The following is a 17,015-nucleotide window of genomic DNA, read 5'->3' as shown; positions in this document are numbered from 1 at the left end:
GTCGCCGGACCGCTGAACTGAAAGGGTCTCACTCATGTCCATGTCTTCCGCGCTGAATGCCGGCGTCGTCGGCCTCGCGGCGAACTCCACCCGCCTGGCGACGATCTCGGACAACATCGCCAATTCCGGGACCTATGGCTACAAGCGGATGGAAACCGAATTCGACGCCTTCGTGCTGAACCAGAACCGCGTGGCGGGCCTCTACTCGGCGGGGGGGGTGCGGGCGACCACCTATCGCGCGATCGAGGAGGACGGCGCCCTGGTGCCGACCTCGAACCCGCTGGACATGGCGATCACCGGGCGCGGCATGCTGCCCGTCACCTCGGCCGTCGATCTGGACAACGGCTTCGACCAACTGCCGATGATGATGACGCGGACCGGATCGTTCCGCGCCGATGCCGAAGGGGTGCTGCGCACCGAATCCGGACTTGTGCTTCTGGGCTGGCCGGCCGCCGCCGATGGCACCGTGCCGCTGATGCCGCGCGACACGATGGGCGCGCTCGAGCCGGTGCGCATCGCGGTCAACCAGACCGCCGGCGATCCCACGACCCGCGTGAGCCTGGGGGTGAACCTGCCGGCCACCGAAACCGTGCCCACCGCATCAGGCGATCCGCTGGCCCTGAAGGTCGAGTATTTCGGCAATCTGGGGACGTCGGAGTCGCTGGACATCACCTTCACGCCCGATACCAGCGACCCTGCGGGCATGTCGAACACCTGGGTGATGGAGGTGCGCGACTCGGCCTCGGACCCTGCGGCCAACCTGGTCGGTTCCTACCGCGTGGTCTTTGACAGCACCCAGCCGAATGGGGGCAGCATCCAGTCGGTGACGACGTTGTCGGGCGGCGCCTATGACACGGCGACGGGTGCCCTTTCCCTGACCGTCGCAGGCGGGCCGTTGGATCTGGTGATCGGCGTTCCGAACGGGACCACCGGGCTTCGGCAGCTGTCGGCCAGCTTCTCGCCGACCAACATCACCAAGAACGGCTCTCCGGTCGGTCACCTGACGGCCGTGCAGATCGACGAGGACGGCTTTCTCAAGGCGACCTATGACACCGGCTTCGTGAAGACGCTCTACCAGATCCCGCTGGTGGATGTGCCGAACCCGAACGGGCTGATCTCGCTTGACGGGCAGGCGTTCAAGATTTCGCCGACCTCGGGCAACTTCTTCCTCTGGAATGCGGGCGACGGACCGACCGGCTCGATCCAGGGGTATGCCCGCGAGGCCTCGACGACCGACGTTGCCGAGGAACTGACACACCTGATTCAGACCCAGCGGGCCTATTCGTCGAATGCCAAGGTCATCCAGACCGTCGACGAGATGCTGCAGGAAACCACCAACATCAAGCGCTGATCGCCTCGGCCTGACCGGGCAGGCCCGAGGAGGGCGGCATGAGTATCGCAAGAGCACTGACCAACGCCGTCTCGGGCCTCACCGCCAATGCGCGGGGAACCGAGACCGTCGCGGCGAACCTCGCCAATGTCATGACCCCCGGCTACGGCCGCCGCGAGGTCGCGCTGACCGCGCAGACGCTTGGCGGCAATACCGGCGGGGTGCGGATCGACGGCATCTCGCGGATTGTCAATGCAAGCCTCGTCGCGGAATCACGCCTCGCGCTGTCGGCCCGCTCGGAGGCCGCAACCCGCCTCGACTTCCTCACCCGTATGGGCGAAACCGTCGGTCTGCCGGGCGAGGCGGGCTCGCTTGGCAGCGCGCTGACCGAGTTCGAGACCGCCCTGCAGGCGGCTGCGACGCGACCCGACGACGACCTGCGCCTCGGCGCTGTCGTCGATGCGGCAAGCAGGCTCGCGGGCAGGCTGAACGCGGCATCCCAGTCGGTGCAGGATGCGCGCAGCGCCGCCGATCAGGCGATCGCGTCGGATGTCGCAGCGCTGAACGCCAGCCTCGAGCGCGTGGCCTATCTGAACCGCCGGATCTCGATCATCGAAAGCGAGGGTTCCGACCCGTCGTCGCTGGTCGACGAGCGCCAGACTGTCATCGACAGGATTGCACAGATCGTGCCGGTGCAGGAGGTGGCGCGCGACAGTGGCAAGGTCGCGCTTTTCACGGCGGAGGGCGCGGTTCTGCTGGATGGCAGCCTGCCAACCCGGTTCGGGTTTGCCGCGGTCGGGCAGATGACGCCCGACATGGCGGCGGGAACGCCGCCCGTCATGCGCCTGGTGCAGAACGGACAGGAACTGACGGCCAGCCAGATGCGCCTTTTCGGCGGCGGATCGCTTGCCGGAAATGTCGCGATCCGCGATGAATTAGGACCGCAATTGCAGCACGAACTGGACGCACTGGCCCTTGACCTCCACGACCGGCTGGCAGACCCCGCTGTCGACCCTACCATGACCGCGGCAGATCCGGGATTGTTCACCGACGCGGGTTCGCGCGCCGACGCCGCGAACGCCGTGGGCCTTGCATCCCGGTTGCGTGTCAACACGCTGGTCGTCCCCGGCGCAGCAGGAGATCTGTGGCGGATCCGAGACGGGCTGGGCGCCGCGGCGGCCGGGCAGGTGGGCGATGCCACCATGCTGCTGTCGCTTGCCAGCGCAATCGGCAGTGCCCGGCCGGCAACTCCCGGCAGCGGGTTCGAGGGCTCGGGGTCGTTGCAGTCGCGTTTTGCCTCGATCGAGGCGCGAGTCACATCCCGCCGCGTCTCCGCCGAGGGCGAAAGCGCCATCCGGAACAGCCGTGCCGAGACGATCACCGCGAAGCTGACGGCCGACGGGGTCGACAGCGACGCCGAGATGCAGCGGCTTTTGCAATACGAACAGGCCTATGCCGCGAACGCGCGCGTCATTCAGGCCATCGACGAGATGATGGACAACATTCTGAGGCTTTGACCATGACCAGCTACTCGATAGGCGATCAGGCCCGGGCCTTCGCTCTGCAGACCGCGTCACATCGCCTGAAGACCACGCTGGCAACCCTGACCTCCGAGATGGCCAGTGGCGAGGTCGCGGATCTGGGCCAGCGACTTCAAGGGAACACGCAGATGCTGCGGCAGATGGAGGCGCGGATCAGCATGATCGACCAGCTTGACCGAAACGCCGCGGAGATCGAGATCTTCTCGCAGGGCATGCAGGATGTCCTCGAGGCGATCAGGGGACAGACTGCCTCGCTCGGATTGTCCCTGCTGGCCGAACCGTTCAGCGAAACACCTGCCCTGGTCTCGATGCGTGCCGCCGAAGCCGGCGATGCGTTCGAGACCGTGGTGTCTCGCATCAACGGCGCGGTCGGTGGCAAGTATCTGTTTTCAGGTCTCAACAGCGACGCGCCACCCCTGTTATCTGCCGGGCGCATCCTGGATGAACTGGAACTGGTCACCGCAGGCATGACAACCGCCACCGACGTGTCCCAGGCCGTTTCCGCATGGTTCGACGCGGCACCCGGTTCAGGGGGCTTTCTTGACACGGCGTATCAGGGGACGATCGGCCAGGCGCAGGCGTTCGTCGTCGGTGACGGCCAGACCGTCGAACTTGGTGCAACCGCGGCATCCACCCCGCTGCGCGAGGTCCTGAAGGGCATGGCAACGTCAGCCCTGGTCGATCGCGGTCTGCTTGCGGGCCAGTATCACGAGCAGCGAGACCTGCTTCAGCGAGGGGGCCAGATCATGACCGACAATGCCTCCGAGGTGCTGGCCGAAATGGGCAGGATCGGTCAGGCTCAGGGCCTCACCGAGCGCGCGAGGACGGAAAATTCGTCGGCACGTGCTGCGCTTTCGGCGGCGCGTAACAATCTTCGTGCCGCGGATCCCTACGAAACTGCGGGCGCCATTACAATGGTCGAGGCCCAGCTCGAGGCGCTCTACTCCGTCACGGCTCGCCTCGCGAACCTCAAGCTGGTGGATTACCTGCGGTGAGACATTTATTGGCAATTCTGACGCTGTTCCTCATGCCGATCGCGGTTGGCGCAACGCCGGTGCGGATCAAGGATCTGGCCGATTTCGATGGTGTCCGGGGCAACGACCTGGTGGGCTACGGCCTTGTCGTGGGCCTTGACGGCACGGGCGACGGTATGCGCAATGCGCCGTTCACCGAGGAGATGCTGGCGGGACTTCTTGAGAGGCTGGGCGTCAATGTTACCGATGATGCGTTGCGGTCAAAAAACGTGGCAGCGGTCGTCGTGACCGCGACATTGCCGCCCTTTGCGAGGTCGGGTAGCAGGATCGATGTGGGGGTGTCCACCATCGGTGACGCGAAAAGTCTGTTGGGTGGAACGCTTGTGATGACACCTTTGAAAGCCGCGGATGGCAACATCTACGCTGTGGCACAAGGGTCGATCATCGCCGGCGGCGTGTCAATTGCGGGCGAGGCATCGCGGGTCGTGGAAGGGGTTCCGACGGGCGGATCAATTCCCGTGGGGGCTCGCGTCGAGCGCGAGGTCGAATTCGACTTTGCCGAGGTCCGGAATATCCGGATCGCATTGCGCAACGCCGACTTCACGACGGCGACACGGATCGAAGATGCAATCAACCGTGAATTCGCGCGCCGTCTTGCCGTCACGCAGGACAGCGGCACCGTGCTTGTCGAGTTTGCCCTACTCGGGGACGTCAATCCGGCGCGCGTCGTGGGACGGATAGAGAACCTTTTGATCGAACCCGAGGATCGGGCGAAAGTCGTCGTCGATCACAAGGCTGGCACGATCGTGATGGGCGACCGAGTCCGCATCTCCAAGGTTGCCGTGTCACAGGGTAATCTCACCCTCAAGGTCAGTGAAGCGCCTCTCGTTTCTCAGCCTAATCCCTTTGCTGACGGGGAAACCTTCAGCGTTCCTAGGACGTCTGTCGAAGTGCGAGAAGAGGCAGGCATCGGATTCGCTCAGGTGGACGACAGCGCATCGCTGAGTGATCTGGTAGGTGGCTTGAACGCCTTGGGTGTAAGGCCTCGAGACATGATTGACATCCTCAAAAGTATCCATGCGGCCGGCGCCCTGCACGCCGATCTGATTGTGCAGTAGGTGCGCAATCGGGATGTTCAGGAACCGTTGGACCGGTTGGATTGCCGCCACTGATTTGGCCCACCAGCTGGGATGGAATTTTCCCGTCGGGAGGATCTGCAGCAGACGTTTTTTTGGATCGCCCGAACAGGTTACCGAACTCGCCGATGGGGGCATGGTGTTCTTGGTGCCCCCAAGCCAGCTAGGGTCCAGGCTCATTGATCTTCAGAGCCGGAGCATGACGGTTGCGGCGAGGGCGACGGCGGAGAGAAGGTCTTGGCGCATCTGCCATAGCGGGTTACGCCCCGCGCCAGTCTTGCAGACGCCCGAACATGACCTCGATGCGGTTCCGGCGGCGATAGCGTCGAACAGCCACTGCGACAGTGGGCCAGCTTAGAGCCCGATCCGTTCGATACGGAACCCCGTCCCCGTCAAGGCCTTCGACAGATCCTCAGGATGGCTGACAACCTTTGCTTCACGGCAAATTCGTCCGTCCTCATCGACGATGGAGATGGCGGTCTCGTTCACCGAAACATCCAATCCGGCATAGCGCTTCATGCTGCGCTTCCTCCCTCATGTTTGATGCGCTCACCGTCCGCCGCCGACAGCTGCGCGCCGGTGTCACAAAGCCCCTCGGCCAGCCGGTCGACCCAGAGCCGACCATCCGGGTTGAGCATCACCTCAACGACAGTGGCGTCTTCGAGCCAAGCTGCAACATTCGCCCCCAAAGCCGTGCGCAACATCCGCGCACCGCGGGTCAAAGCGTCAGGATGGAGGGTGGTGACAGACATGAACGGCCCCGCGTTGGATCACGGGACCGATCAAGAAGACCTCATTCAGGCGCGGGGCAACAGCCGTGTGGGCGTAGCAGGGCTGGGGCGCGCAAAAGCAGGGGAATGCGCTGAGGGCGTGAATCTCAACCAGCGAGAAGCTCAGATGCCATTTGCGCTTAGCGCCCGGAGTTTCGTGCCGCGACGCCTCAAGAATACGGTTACAACGTGCCTGATCTTGAGCTTCAGACCCACGGACATCCTGTCAGCCGGGACGCGCCACAGATCGCGCTCGATTTCCGCCCAGCGCCCGAAACGGACTTCGTTGGTGCGGGTCATTGTGTGGATCAGCAATTCGAGCGCCAGAGCGGTCTTGGGGTCGCCGTCGAAGGCCCGCAGCCGCTGCATGAAGTCAGGCATGTCAGCGGCCCTCAGAGCGGCCATGTGGCGCGTCTTGGGTGGGGGCTTCAATGCACCCTTCAGCGGTGCCGCCGGATCATGCTTGGCCCGCCCGGTTGCGATGGCATAGCGGAAGATGGAACTGATTTTCTGGCGCAGCCGCTTGGCGATGTCTTGCGCCCCGCGCGCCTCTACCGCACGCAGCACCTTCAGCACCTCGCTGGCCTCGATTTCGTCAACGGGTCGGTTGCCTAGCGCCGGGAACACGTCACGCTCGAACTGGCGGAACACCTGCGGGGCATACTTGGGTGCCCATGTCGGTTCTTGCGCCTTCAGCCACTCGCGCCCGATGGCCTCGAAGGTGTCGTGGTCGGTCTTGTCGATGTTGGTATGCTTCGCCGGGTCGATACCATCAGCAAGCGCCTTCTTGGCGCGGTCCCGCAACGCGCGGGCGTCGGCCAGTGAAACCGTGGGGTAGGCACCGAATGCGAGGGTCTTTTGCTTGCCGTCAAAGCGATAGGCCAAGCGCCAGAGCTTCGATCCGTTCGGGTTCACCAACAGGAACAGCCCCCCGGCGTCGCTGTATTTCTTGGGCTTTTCTTGGGGCTTCAGGCCCCGCAATGTGGTGTCGACCAATGCCATGAGTCACCTGTTGGTATCGCGTAAGAATCCGATACCAGCATTTGATACCAACATTGCGTGGATGCATAGAGACGCATCTGGACGCATGAATTTTCGGGGGGTTGATTTTAAACGATTTTCTCCCCTGCGAAATGGCGTGGAACACATTTCTAGGGAGAGTTGGCAGCCCGTAGGGGAATCGAACCCCTCTTTCCAGGTTGAAAACCTGGCGTCCTAACCGATAGACGAACGGGCCATCAGGGCGGCGCGGCCGGTCGGGCCGGCGGCGTGGGGCGGTGTTTAGGGAAAGCCGCTGACGGGCGCAAGCGAAAATTCGGTGCCTTGTGCGGAATTATTCACTGCCCGGGGGGCCTTCGGATGTGCCGCGCTGGCGCCGCATTCCGGAGCAGGGGGAAGGGGCGCTGCGGCGGGGGTTGCGCTGCGGTCTCGCGCGGTTCTTGCAGCGCGGCGCGGCCGGCTGTAGACCGCCTGCGAAGGAAAGGAACTGCCATGTCGATCACCGAGGACGAGGCCCGCAAGGTCGCCCATCTGGCGCGCATCGCGGTCGCTGACGCCGACCTGCCGGCGCTGGCCCGCGAGTTGAGCGGCATCCTGCATTTCATGGAACAGCTGAACGAGGTCGATGTCGAGGGTGTCGAGCCGATGACCGGCGTCACCGCCATGCGCCTGAAGCGACGCGAGGATGTCGTCACCTCGGGCGGCATGGCAGACCGGATTCTGTCCAATGCCCCCGATGCGCGCGAGGGGTTCTTTGCCGTGCCGAAGGTGGTGGAATGACCGATCTGAACCGACTGACCATCGCCGGGGCACGCGACGCGCTGGCGCAGCGCGAGGTGACCGCGGCCGAACTGACCGAGGCCTGTCTTGCGGCCATTTCGGCCTCGGGCCGGCTGAACGCCTTTGTCCACGAGACCCCCGACATGGCGCGGGCCATGGCGGCAGAGGCCGACCGTCGCATCGCCGCGGGCGAGGCCCTGCCGATGACAGGCATCCCGGTGGGCATCAAGGATGTGTTCTGCGTCAAGGGCGTGCCGTCGCAGGCCGCCAGCCGCATTCTGAGCGGATTTCGCCCGGAATACGAATCGACCGTCACGCAGAACCTGTGGAACGCCGGCGCGGTCATGCTGGGCAAGCTGAACCAGGACGAGTTCGCGATGGGCTCGACCAACGAGACCAGTTGCTATGGGCGCGCGGTGAACCCCTGGAAGGGCACCGACGGGACCGAGCTGACACCGGGCGGCAGTTCGGGCGGCTCGGCCGCGGCGGTCGCCGCCGATCTGTGCCTCGGCGCGACCGGCACCGATACCGGCGGCTCGATCCGCCAGCCGGCCGCATTCACCGGCACGGTGGGCTTGCGCCCAACCTATGGGCGGGTCAGCCGCTGGGGCGTGATCGCCTATGCCTCCAGCCTCGACCAGGCCGGCCCGATGACCAAGTCGGTGCGCGACGCGGCGATCATGCTGGGGGCGATGGCCTCGGTCGACCCGCAGGATTCGACCAGCGCCGACATTCCGGTGCCCGATTACGAGGCGCTGCTGACCGGCGACATCCGCGGCAAGAAGATCGGCATTCCGCGCGAATACCGTGTCGACGGCATGCCGGACGAGATCGACGCATTGTGGCGCAAGGGCGCCGAGATGCTGCGTGACGCGGGTGCCGAGATCGTCGACATCAGCCTGCCCCACACGAAATACGCGCTGCCGGCCTATTACGTCATCGCGCCGGCCGAGGCGTCCTCGAATCTGGCCCGCTATGACGGCGTGCGCTATGGTCACAGGGCCCGTCTGGGGCAGGGCGACGGCATCACCGAGATGTACGAGAAGACTCGGGCCGAGGGCTTCGGCCCCGAGGTGCGCCGCCGCATCATTATCGGCACCTATGTGCTGTCGGCCGGGTTCTATGACGCCTATTACAATCGCGCGCGCAAGGTGCGCAGCCTGATCAAGGGCGATTTCGACGCGGCCTTCGGCGCGGGCGTCGATGCGATCCTGGCGCCCACCACGCCCTCGGCCGCGTTCCCCCTGGGGGCGATGGACGCCGCAGATCCGGTGCAGATGTATCTGCAGGACGTGTTCACGGTGACGCTGAACCTGGCAGGTCTGCCCGGAATCGCGGTGCCGGTGGGGCAGGACGGGCAGGGCCTGCCGCTGGGCCTGCAACTGATCGGCCGGCCCTTCGAAGAGGGGGATCTGCTGAACCAGGCGCTGGTGCTGGAACGGGCGGCGGGTTTTGTGGCCAAGCCGGAACGCTGGTGGTAGGCTGCCCGAAAAAGGGCATGTTGCGCCGGTCGGTGGCCGGCGCGGAAACGGGGGCAGGATGCGCGGCTGGTGGGTGATTTCGATGCTGGCGCTGGCCGGCTGCGGCGAGCATCAGGGCTTGAACCCGAACTATCGCTTCGGCGCCACGCCCTATGGCGAATATCTTGCAGCGCGCGAAACCGCGCTGACCCGCGGCAGCGATCCCGCCCAGATCATCCCCATCGCGCTGCCCGCCAAGGCGCCGACGGCCGAGGAGATCGCCGGCGTGTCGCCGGTGCCGGTGCCGCCGACCATGGGCGTCGCGACGCGGCGGCTGGTGGCGCGGAAGCCCGCATCGCAGGCAGCCGCGCGGGGATTGCCGGTCACGAGCACCGGCCCCTATCCCGGCTCGACCCCGGTCTTGGTGCGCTATGCTTTTGCGGCCGGTCATGCGCCGGGGACCGCGATCCATGCCCGCCCGCAAGGATCCGCGGCCCGGGCGGCCGCGGCCTGCGCGCGATATGCCGGGACCGACGCCGCGCAGATGGCGTTCCTGGCGGCCGGCGGGCCGCGGCTTGATCCGCTGGGTCTGGACCCGGACGGCGACGGTTTCGTCTGCGGCTGGGATCCTGCGCCCTTCCGCACCGCGCAGCCTTGATCCGGGGGCAGGCCAGCCCGAACCACGGCGACCGGCGCGGCGAGACACCCCGGCTGATCGTGCTGCACTATACCGGCATGGCGGATGCGGCCTCGGCGCGGCGGCGCCTGTGCGATCCGGGGGCCGAGGTCAGCGCCCACTGGCTGATCGACGAGGACGGCGCCACCGAGGCGCTGGTGCCCGAGGATCGGCGGGCCTGGCATGCCGGGGCCGGCAGCTGGCAGGGGCGCGAGGACGTGAATTCGCGCAGCATCGGCATCGAACTCGTCAATCCCGGCGACCGCCCGTTTCCGGCCCCGCAGATGGCGGCGCTGGCCGCGCTGCTGCGCGGCATCATGGCGCGCTGGCAGCTTGGCCCCGAGGCGGTCATCGGACATTCCGACATGGCGCCGGGGCGCAAGGTCGATCCGGGACCGCGCTTCGACTGGGAAGGTCTGGCCCGCGCCGGTCTTGCGCTGTGGCCCGATGCGGGCGGGGCCGACCTGCCGCTGGCCGACTGCCTCGACGCGATCGGCTATCCTCCCGCCGATGCCCAGACCCGGCTTGCGGCGTTCCGGCTGCGCGCCTGCCCCGGGGCGCAGGGTCCCGAATCGGTCGAGGATCGCCGCCGTGCGGCCGCGCTGGCGGCCCTGTTCCGCGCCGCGCGATCCGCCGCCGCGCGGGGTGCGCCGGCCCGCTGCGGTCATTGACCCCGCCGCCCATTCCCGCCATATCGGCGATGCGCGGAGGGCCGGATGGCCGCGGCGGCGACCTGCCGTCGAGGAAAGTCCGGACTCCATGAGGCGACGGTGCCGGGTAACGCCCGGCGGGGGCAACCCCAGGGAAAGCGCCACAGAGAACAGACCGCCGCTGTCCGCAGCGGCAAGGGTGAAACGGTGGGGTAAGAGCCCACCGGGGGGCTGGCAACAGACCTCGCACGGCAAGCCCCACCGGGAGCAATGCCGAATAGGGACCGCGCGCGGGGGCAACCCCGCAGGGCCGCCTTGCCCCAGCAGGTCCGGGTAGGCAGCTTGATCCGGCCGGCAACGGCCGGGCCAGAGGAATGGCCATCCGCCACGGGGCGACTCGGGGCGACAGAATCCGGCTTACAGGCCCTCCGCGCAATCGGGCCGACGCCTCGCCCGCAAACGCGGCCTTGCATGTCGTGCATGGCCGCATTGCCCCGGATACCGGGGCTTTTCTGGCGATTCGCGGTTGACTTCATGCCGGCCACGGATAAAACGCGGGCTCGAAACGAATTCCACGGGGTGACGCTCTGCGCGACTTTCCCCGAAGCAGGAGCGAAGACCATGGCGAAGCCGACGACCATCAAGATCCGGCTGAACTCGAGCGCGGGGACCGGCCACTTCTACGTGACCAAGAAGAACGCCCGCACGATGACGGAAAAGATGACCGTGCGCAAATACGATCCGGTCGTGCGCCAGCACGTCGAATACAAGGAAGGCAAGATCAAGTAGATCTGCCTTCGCCTTGCGCTGCCCGGTGGCCTGCGGCCTGACGGGCAGGGGCGGACATTGCATGTGCCGGACTGTGGGGGTGTTGCCATTGCAGCGCCCCGTTTCCGTTTCTGTCGAGCGTGGCGGATGCTGATCCCGCGCCGCTCGCCAGGTGCGGTCGCGGCGCCGGCTGTCCGTCACGATTCGCCGCGCTGCACCAGCATCTGACGCCCGGACCGGATCGAGCCGTCGCGGATGTCGCGCTCGATCGCCGTGCACAGCGCCGGCAGGTCGCGTGCAGACAGGGCGGCCAGGATTTCCTTGTGACGATCGACGGTCTTGATGCTGTCGATGTCCTCGATCACCCGGCGCTGGAACGGGCCAAGCTGCAACCAGATGCTTTCGATCAGCGGCATCACCACCTGATGTGGGTTGAGACAGTACAGCATCTCGTGAAAGCGGTGGTTCAGCCGGGTCAGCGCGTCCAGGTCGCGGGTCTCGATGGCGCTGTCCATCGAATCGTCGAGGCGCCGAAGATCCTCGATGACCATCGCGGTGAGATGGGGAAACGCCCGCTGTGCCGCGTGGATTTCCAGTGACACGCGCATCCGCACCAGTTCCTCGAACCGGCCGAGGCTCATCTGCGGGATGCGCAGGCGGCGGTTCTCAAGCACCTCGATCGCATTCTCGCTGGACAGCCGGCGCACGGCCTCGCGGATCGGCGTCGGGCTGAGGTCCAGCTGCTGCGCGAGGCCCCTGAAGGTCAGCGCGGTACCCGGCGCCAGAGCCCCCACCATGACCGCGTTGCGCAGCCGCTGATAGGCATAGTCCTGCGTCGTCATCTCGCCGCCCTGAGGGATCGGGGGAAGGGTGCCTGGGATCATGCGCGGCGGTCCGGTTCTGCCGTGCCGCGGCCGCATGGGCCGGGCGGGCGATTGACTTGGGGAAAAAACTGTATCACATATACACGAATGCTATCACAATTGGGGGCTGGGATGCAACTCGGCGACGTGGCGGGCTGGTTGCGCGACCGGCCGGAAATCGAGACGATCTTCGCCTGCATCTGCGACCTGAACGGAGTGATGCGCGGCAAGCGGGTGCCGGTCGACCATCTCGACAAGATCCTCGCGGGCGAGTTGCGGATGCCGCTGTCGCTGCTGGGCATGGACATCTGGGGCGAGGATATCGAGGGCAACGAACTGGTCTTCGACACCGGCGATGCCGACGGGCTGTGCGACTTCACCGGCCGCGCGCTGAGTCCGGTGGACTGGATCACCCGCCCCGCCGCCTTCGCCCAACTGTGGATGCGGCAAGAGGACGGCGCCCCGTTTCCCGGCGATCCCCGCCGCGCCCTTGCCGCCGTCGCCGCTCGGTTCGGTGCGCTGGGCCTGACGCCGGTCGTCGCGACCGAACTGGAATTCTACGTTGTCGATCCCGCCGCGGCCGCGCCGTTGCCGCCCTGTTCGCCGATTACCGGCAAGCGGCTGGATTCCGACGGCGCGCTGTCGCTGGACGAATTGCAGCATTTCGACGCCTTCCTGAACGATGTCTATGACGGCTGCCGCGCGCATGGCATCCCCGCCGATTCCGCGATCTCGGAAAACGGCGCCGGCCAGTTCGAGATCAACATGATGCACGTCGCCGACCCGCTGCGCGCGGCCGATGACGCGGTGCTGTTCAAGCGGCTGGTTCGGGGCATCGCGCGCCGGCACGGCTTTGCCGCAACCTTCATGGCCAAGCCCTATGGCGACCGCGCCGGGTCGGGGATGCATGTGCATTTCTCGCTGAACGATGCGACGGGGCGCAACGTGTTCGACAATGGCGGCGCGGCCGGCAGCGAGACGCTGCGCCATGCCGTCGCCGGGCTGATCCGCACCATGCAGGAAAACACCCTGGTCTTCGCCCCGCACGAGAACTCGTTCCGGCGGTTGCTGCCCGGCGCCCACGCCCCTGCGGCCGTCGCCTGGGGCTATGAGAACCGCACCGTCGCGATCCGCATTCCCGGCGGCTCGAACCGGGCCCGGCGGATCGAGCATCGGGTCGCAGGTGCCGACGCCAACCCCTATCTGGTGCTGGCCTCGATCCTTGGCGGTGCACTGCTGGGCATCGAATCGCAATGGCAGCCTCCCCAGCCGGTCGAGGGTGATGCCTATTCGATGGACCTCGACACGCTGCCGCCGGACTGGGCCTCGGCGATCGAGGCGTTCTCGCGCGGCCCGCATGTCGAGCAGATCTACAGCAAGCGGCTGCGGCGCATGTTCGTGCAGTGCAAGATGCAGGAATTGCGCCGCTTTTCGCGCCATGTCACCGATTTCGAATATTACAGCTATCTCGAGTCCGTATGATGACTGCCAATCGTCCCGCGAAGCCGAACTCCTATGCCGGCGATGGCCGGCATGTCGGCAGCTACTATGCCGCATCCGCCAATCCCGCCCCTGACCGACCGCCGCTGCGGGGCACGGCCGAGGCCGATATCTGCGTCGTCGGCGCCGGCTATTCGGGGCTGTCGACCGCGCTGCACCTGGCCGAGAAGGGTTATGAGGTCACCATCCTCGAGGGGGCGCGGGTCGGCTGGGGCGCGTCGGGGCGCAATGGCGGCCAGATCGTCAACGGCCTCAACGCCAGCCTGCAGACCATCGGGCGCCGCTATGGCCCCGAGACGGCGCGGTTCGTCGCGGGCCTCGTGCAGGAGGGCGGCCAGATCATCCGCGATCGCGTGCGCCGCTATGACATCCGCTGCGACCTGAAGGATGGCAATGTCTTCGCCGCACTGACCGCGCGGCAACTGCGCGAGCTTGAGGCCCGCAAGCGGCTGTGGGAAAGCCACGGGCTGCACAACCAGCGCATGTTGTCGCGCGAGGAGATGCGCGACCACGCCGCGACCGATCTTTATGTCGGCGGCATGATCGACGGCAGCGGCGGCCACATGCATCCGCTGAACCTGGCGCTGGGCGAGGCGGCGGCCCTGGAAAGCCTTGGCGGTGTGATCCACGAGATGTCGCCGGTGCTGTCGGTCGACAGGTCCGGGCCGCGGCCGGTTGTCACTACCGAGGCCGGCGAGATTCGCTGCCGCGTCCTGGTGCTGTGCGGCAATGCCTATCTGGGCCATGTCGTGCCCGAGCTTGCGCCGCGGGTGATGCCGGTCTCGACGCAGATGATGGCGACCGAGCCCCTGGGCGAGGCGCGGGCACGGGCGCTGATGCCGGCCGATACCTGCATCGAGGACGTGCGCTACATCCTGGACTATTACCGGATGTCGGCCGATCACCGGCTGCTGTTCGGCGGCGGCACCGTCTATGGCGGCACCGATCCGCGCGACATCAAGGCCAAGCTGTGGCGCAACCTGCTGAAGGTCTTCCCGCAACTGGAAGGAACGCGCATCGACTTTGCCTGGTCGGGCAATTTCGCGCTGTCCTTCAGCCGGGTGCCGCAGATGGGCCGGCTGGGCGACAACACCTACTTCGCGCATGGCTATTCCGGCCACGGGGTCACCGGCTCGCACACCTTCGGGCGCATCCTGTCCGAGGCGATCGACGGCGACCTGTCGCGTTTTGACGTGTTTGCGGGGCTGCCCTGGATCCCGTTTCCCGGCGGGCGCACCTTCCGTGTGCCCTATTCGGTGATCGGGTCCTGGTGGTATGCCGCCCGCGACAGGCTGGGTGTCTGACGCGGGCGCTCTGGTCGGCCGGTCGGGGCGGGGCGCAGGCCCGCGCCCCGAGGATCAGAAGCGGTGGCGCAGGGTCAGCGCGACCTCTCGGCCGGGATTGTAGTAATCGGCGCTGCCACGCCCCACGACATGCTTTTCGTCGGTGAGGTTGCGGATGTTCAGCGCCACCTGCGTGTCGTCGGTCAGGTCATGGCTGAAGGCGGCGTCCAGAAGGATCGCGGCCTCGCTCTTGCCGTTGTCGTTCTGGGTGGTGAAGTAATATGACCCGGTATACCGCGCACCCAGCCCGATCGTCATGTCGCCGCGCCCGCCAAAGCCGGGCAGCGTATAGTCCAGCCACAGCGAGGCCATGTGATGGGGCACGGCGCCCATCTCGTTGCCGACCACATCGACCCCCCGCACCGGCCCTGACCGCAGCACTTTGGAGTCCGCATAGGAATAGGCGGCGGTCAGGCTGAGGTTCGAGGCAAGCTCGGCCTTGGCCTCGAGGTCGAGGCCGCGCACGCGGATCTCGCCCACCAGCGAGCGTTCGAAGGTGTCGGGATCGACCACGGTGATGTTGGTCTTGCTGAGGTCATACAGCGCCGCGCTGAACAGCGCGGTGGTCCCCGCCGGCTCGTATTTCAGGCCCAGTTCGTATTGTTCGCCGCGCTCGGGCTCGACCCCCAGCACCGGCGGCGCGACCGATTCGGCATAGCTGACATAGGTCGATATCTCGGGCGTAACCTTCCAGGTCAGCGCACCGCGCAGCGAGGTCTCGGCGAAATCGTCGCCGGTCGTGGTGCCGCCCAGCAGATCCTGCACGTCGATGTCCAGCCGGTCGTGACGCGCCCCGATCGTGGCGATGAAGCGGTCGTCCAGCGACAGGTTCTGCTGCACGAAGATCGCCCGCGTGCGGCTGTCGCGGCGTTCGTCCTGATAGGGTGCCAGATCGTCGGGCGCCCCCGTATAGACCGGGTCGCGCGGGTCGATCGGGGATGCGGCGCCGAAATAGGCGCTTTGGGCCGAGGACACGTCGCGATATTCGATCCCGGCCAGGGTGCTGCTGTCGATCCGCCCGAAATCGCGGTCATATTGCAGGATGACGTCGCCGGCCAGTTCCTCGGCCGCGCCATCGGTCCCGAAATAGCCGCGCGGGACGGGAAATACTCCGTCATCGCCCGAGATGTAGACATAGCCGAAATCGTCGTCCGTGTCGCTGTAGCGAAGGTTTGACCGCAGGGTCAGCCCGCCGCCGAAATCATGTTCCGCGATCAGGCTGACGGTCGAGCGTTCGACGTTCAGGTCGTTGAAGCCGGGTTCGCCGAAGAACTGGTCGCGGTCGTAATCGCCATAGCGCGGATAGCCGCCGCTGTTGGGGGTCGCGTCCCGGTCGAGATGGTCGGCGATCAGGCTGATCGAGGTGACGTCGCTGGGCTGCCAGGTCAGCCCGGCCATCAGGAAGGTCTCGTCATCGCGCGACCGGTCGTAGTCGCGCGCGCTGTCCTGCAGCTTGCCGGTCAGGCGCCAGGACAGGGTGCCGTCCGGCGTCGCCGCGTCCCCGAAGTCGAAGCCAATCTCCTTGCGGTCGTTGGTCCCGACCGTCGCGAACAGGTCGGAAATGCGTTCGTCGCGCGGGCGTTTCGTGACAAAGTTGATCGAACCGCCCGGGTCCGCGACCCCGAACAGGGTCGAGTTGGCGCCCCGGATGATCTCGACCCGCTCATAGGCCAACGGCTCTTCGCGGATGCCGCGCATCGATCCCAGGGTGATCCCGTCGCGATAGGTCGAGGCCTGAAAGCCCCGGATCAGGAAATAGTCGTTGCGATCATCGGTGCCGTAGTAGTCGCTGATCGCGCCGGCGGAATATTGCAGCACGTCCTCCAGCGTGCGGGCATCGCGGCGCTCGATCTCCTTGCGGGTGATGACCGAGACCGAGGCCGGCGTGTCGAGGATGCTGGTCGCGACCTTGCCGCCGACCGCCAGCTCGCGCGCGACGATCGAGGCGGCGTCGTCATCACCGCCGGCCGCGTCGAGGGTGATTTCGGGCAGCCGGATCACCGGTGAGATGCGGCCGCTGTCGGCCGCCTCCTGTGCGAGCGTTGCGGCCGGCAGCAAGGCGAGGGCGCAGCAGGACAGCAGCGCGCGGCGGCGCGCGGCAGGACGAGAGCGGGCGATCTGGGGCATCGGGTTATCCTTATCTAAATTGTCGGATTAACCCTCGCCTAGGTGGGACGCGCCCTGCTTTCAAGGCGCATCAGCGGGTTCCACGAGAACTTCGCGCG

Annotated in this window: 15 protein-coding genes, 1 tRNA gene, 1 other RNA gene and 2 pseudogenes; 12 read left to right on the top strand and 7 right to left on the bottom strand. The window is 66.5% G+C overall.

Going from position 1 to position 17,015, the window contains the following annotated elements:
- Positions 1–34 precede the first annotated feature (34 nt).
- The 4 genes from Q5Y72_RS09505 to Q5Y72_RS09490 are packed head-to-tail and all read left to right on the top strand — an operon-like array spanning position 35 to position 4,963.
- Positions 35–1,351 (top strand): flagellar hook protein FlgE, encoded by a 1,317-nt coding sequence (locus Q5Y72_RS09505; protein WP_305963175.1) that lies wholly within the window; start codon positions 35–37, stop codon positions 1,349–1,351.
- A gap of 38 nt (positions 1,352–1,389) precedes the next feature.
- Positions 1,390–2,847, top strand: coding sequence for a flagellar hook-associated protein FlgK (gene flgK / locus Q5Y72_RS09500; RefSeq protein WP_305963174.1), 1,458 nt, complete (start codon positions 1,390–1,392; stop codon positions 2,845–2,847).
- 2 nt (positions 2,848–2,849) lie between these two features.
- Entirely contained in the window at positions 2,850–3,866 is a 1,017-nt protein-coding gene (locus Q5Y72_RS09495; RefSeq protein ID WP_305963173.1) for a flagellin family protein, read from the top strand.
- 32 nt (positions 3,867–3,898) lie between these two features.
- Positions 3,899–4,963: a flagellar basal body P-ring protein FlgI gene (locus Q5Y72_RS09490; RefSeq protein WP_305963271.1), complete on the top strand. Its 1,065-nt coding sequence runs from the start codon at positions 3,899–3,901 to the stop codon at positions 4,961–4,963.
- Positions 4,964–5,167: 204 nt separating this feature from the next.
- On the opposite strand, the pseudogene Q5Y72_RS09485 reads toward Q5Y72_RS09490, so the two are convergent.
- From Q5Y72_RS09485 to Q5Y72_RS09465, 5 genes and pseudogenes are all read right to left on the bottom strand, one after another.
- Positions 5,168–5,309 (bottom strand): annotated as a pseudogene (locus Q5Y72_RS09485) (transposase); the annotation flags it as partial.
- A gap of 26 nt (positions 5,310–5,335) precedes the next feature.
- A complete protein-coding gene (locus Q5Y72_RS09480) occupies positions 5,336–5,500 on the bottom strand; it encodes a hypothetical protein (protein ID WP_305963172.1) in 165 nt (54 codons plus the stop codon).
- A 23-nt stretch (positions 5,501–5,523) separates the two neighbouring features.
- Positions 5,524–5,685: pseudogene (locus Q5Y72_RS09475) on the bottom strand (P-type conjugative transfer ATPase TrbB); the annotation flags it as partial.
- A gap of 189 nt (positions 5,686–5,874) precedes the next feature.
- The gene (locus Q5Y72_RS09470; protein WP_305963171.1) at positions 5,875–6,753 is read right to left on the bottom strand and encodes a tyrosine-type recombinase/integrase; all 879 of its coding nucleotides are present in this window, start codon (positions 6,751–6,753) and stop codon (positions 5,875–5,877) included.
- A gap of 160 nt (positions 6,754–6,913) precedes the next feature.
- Positions 6,914–6,988 (bottom strand) — tRNA-Glu (locus tag Q5Y72_RS09465).
- 254 nt (positions 6,989–7,242) lie between these two features.
- Here Q5Y72_RS09465 and gatC point away from each other — a divergent pair.
- From gatC to rpmG, 6 genes are all read left to right on the top strand, one after another.
- Positions 7,243–7,530 (top strand): Asp-tRNA(Asn)/Glu-tRNA(Gln) amidotransferase subunit GatC, encoded by a 288-nt coding sequence (gene gatC, locus Q5Y72_RS09460; RefSeq protein WP_305963170.1) that lies wholly within the window; start codon positions 7,243–7,245, stop codon positions 7,528–7,530.
- Positions 7,527–9,011, top strand: coding sequence for an Asp-tRNA(Asn)/Glu-tRNA(Gln) amidotransferase subunit GatA (gene gatA / locus Q5Y72_RS09455; protein ID WP_305963169.1), 1,485 nt, complete (start codon positions 7,527–7,529; stop codon positions 9,009–9,011). Before gatC ends, gatA begins: the two co-directional genes overlap by 4 nt.
- Before the next feature lie 58 nt (positions 9,012–9,069).
- On the top strand, positions 9,070–9,648 hold the full coding sequence (locus tag Q5Y72_RS09450) for a hypothetical protein (protein WP_305963168.1): 579 nt from the start codon (positions 9,070–9,072) through the stop codon (positions 9,646–9,648).
- On the top strand, positions 9,645–10,337 hold the full coding sequence (locus Q5Y72_RS09445) for an N-acetylmuramoyl-L-alanine amidase (protein WP_305963167.1): 693 nt from the start codon (positions 9,645–9,647) through the stop codon (positions 10,335–10,337). The genes Q5Y72_RS09450 and Q5Y72_RS09445 overlap by 4 nt, the downstream gene beginning before the upstream one ends.
- Positions 10,338–10,370: 33 nt before the next feature.
- Positions 10,371–10,752: RNase P RNA component class A (gene rnpB, locus Q5Y72_RS09440), an RNA gene on the top strand.
- Positions 10,753–10,937: 185 nt separating this feature from the next.
- Positions 10,938–11,105 carry a 50S ribosomal protein L33 gene (gene rpmG, locus Q5Y72_RS09435; RefSeq protein WP_089344652.1) on the top strand — a complete coding sequence of 56 codons (168 nt, stop codon included), beginning with the start codon at positions 10,938–10,940 and terminating at the stop codon, positions 11,103–11,105.
- 176 nt (positions 11,106–11,281) lie between these two features.
- Here the strand turns inward: rpmG and Q5Y72_RS09430 are convergent, their stop codons facing one another.
- Entirely contained in the window at positions 11,282–11,926 is a 645-nt protein-coding gene (locus Q5Y72_RS09430) for a GntR family transcriptional regulator (protein WP_305963166.1), read from the bottom strand.
- A 153-nt stretch (positions 11,927–12,079) separates the two neighbouring features.
- On the opposite strand from Q5Y72_RS09430, the gene Q5Y72_RS09425 reads away from it, so the two are divergent.
- Together Q5Y72_RS09425 and Q5Y72_RS09420 are read left to right on the top strand one after the other, a co-directional pair.
- Positions 12,080–13,429, top strand: coding sequence for a glutamine synthetase family protein (locus tag Q5Y72_RS09425; protein WP_305963165.1), 1,350 nt, complete (start codon positions 12,080–12,082; stop codon positions 13,427–13,429).
- Complete coding sequence (locus Q5Y72_RS09420; protein ID WP_305963164.1) at positions 13,429–14,751, top strand: NAD(P)/FAD-dependent oxidoreductase; 1,323 nt, start codon at positions 13,429–13,431, stop codon at positions 14,749–14,751. Before Q5Y72_RS09425 ends, Q5Y72_RS09420 begins: the two co-directional genes overlap by 1 nt.
- 54 nt (positions 14,752–14,805) lie before the next feature.
- Here the strand turns inward: Q5Y72_RS09420 and Q5Y72_RS09415 are convergent, their stop codons facing one another.
- Positions 14,806–16,917 (bottom strand): TonB-dependent siderophore receptor, encoded by a 2,112-nt coding sequence (locus tag Q5Y72_RS09415; protein ID WP_305963163.1) that lies wholly within the window; start codon positions 16,915–16,917, stop codon positions 14,806–14,808.
- Between the last annotated feature and the right edge of the window lie 98 nt (positions 16,918–17,015).

Origin of the sequence: Paracoccus spongiarum (assembly GCF_030732095.1) — a bacterium.
GTDB classification, from domain to species: domain Bacteria; phylum Pseudomonadota; class Alphaproteobacteria; order Rhodobacterales; family Rhodobacteraceae; genus Paracoccus; species Paracoccus spongiarum.
This window is presented reverse-complemented; position numbering and strand designations above follow the sequence as displayed.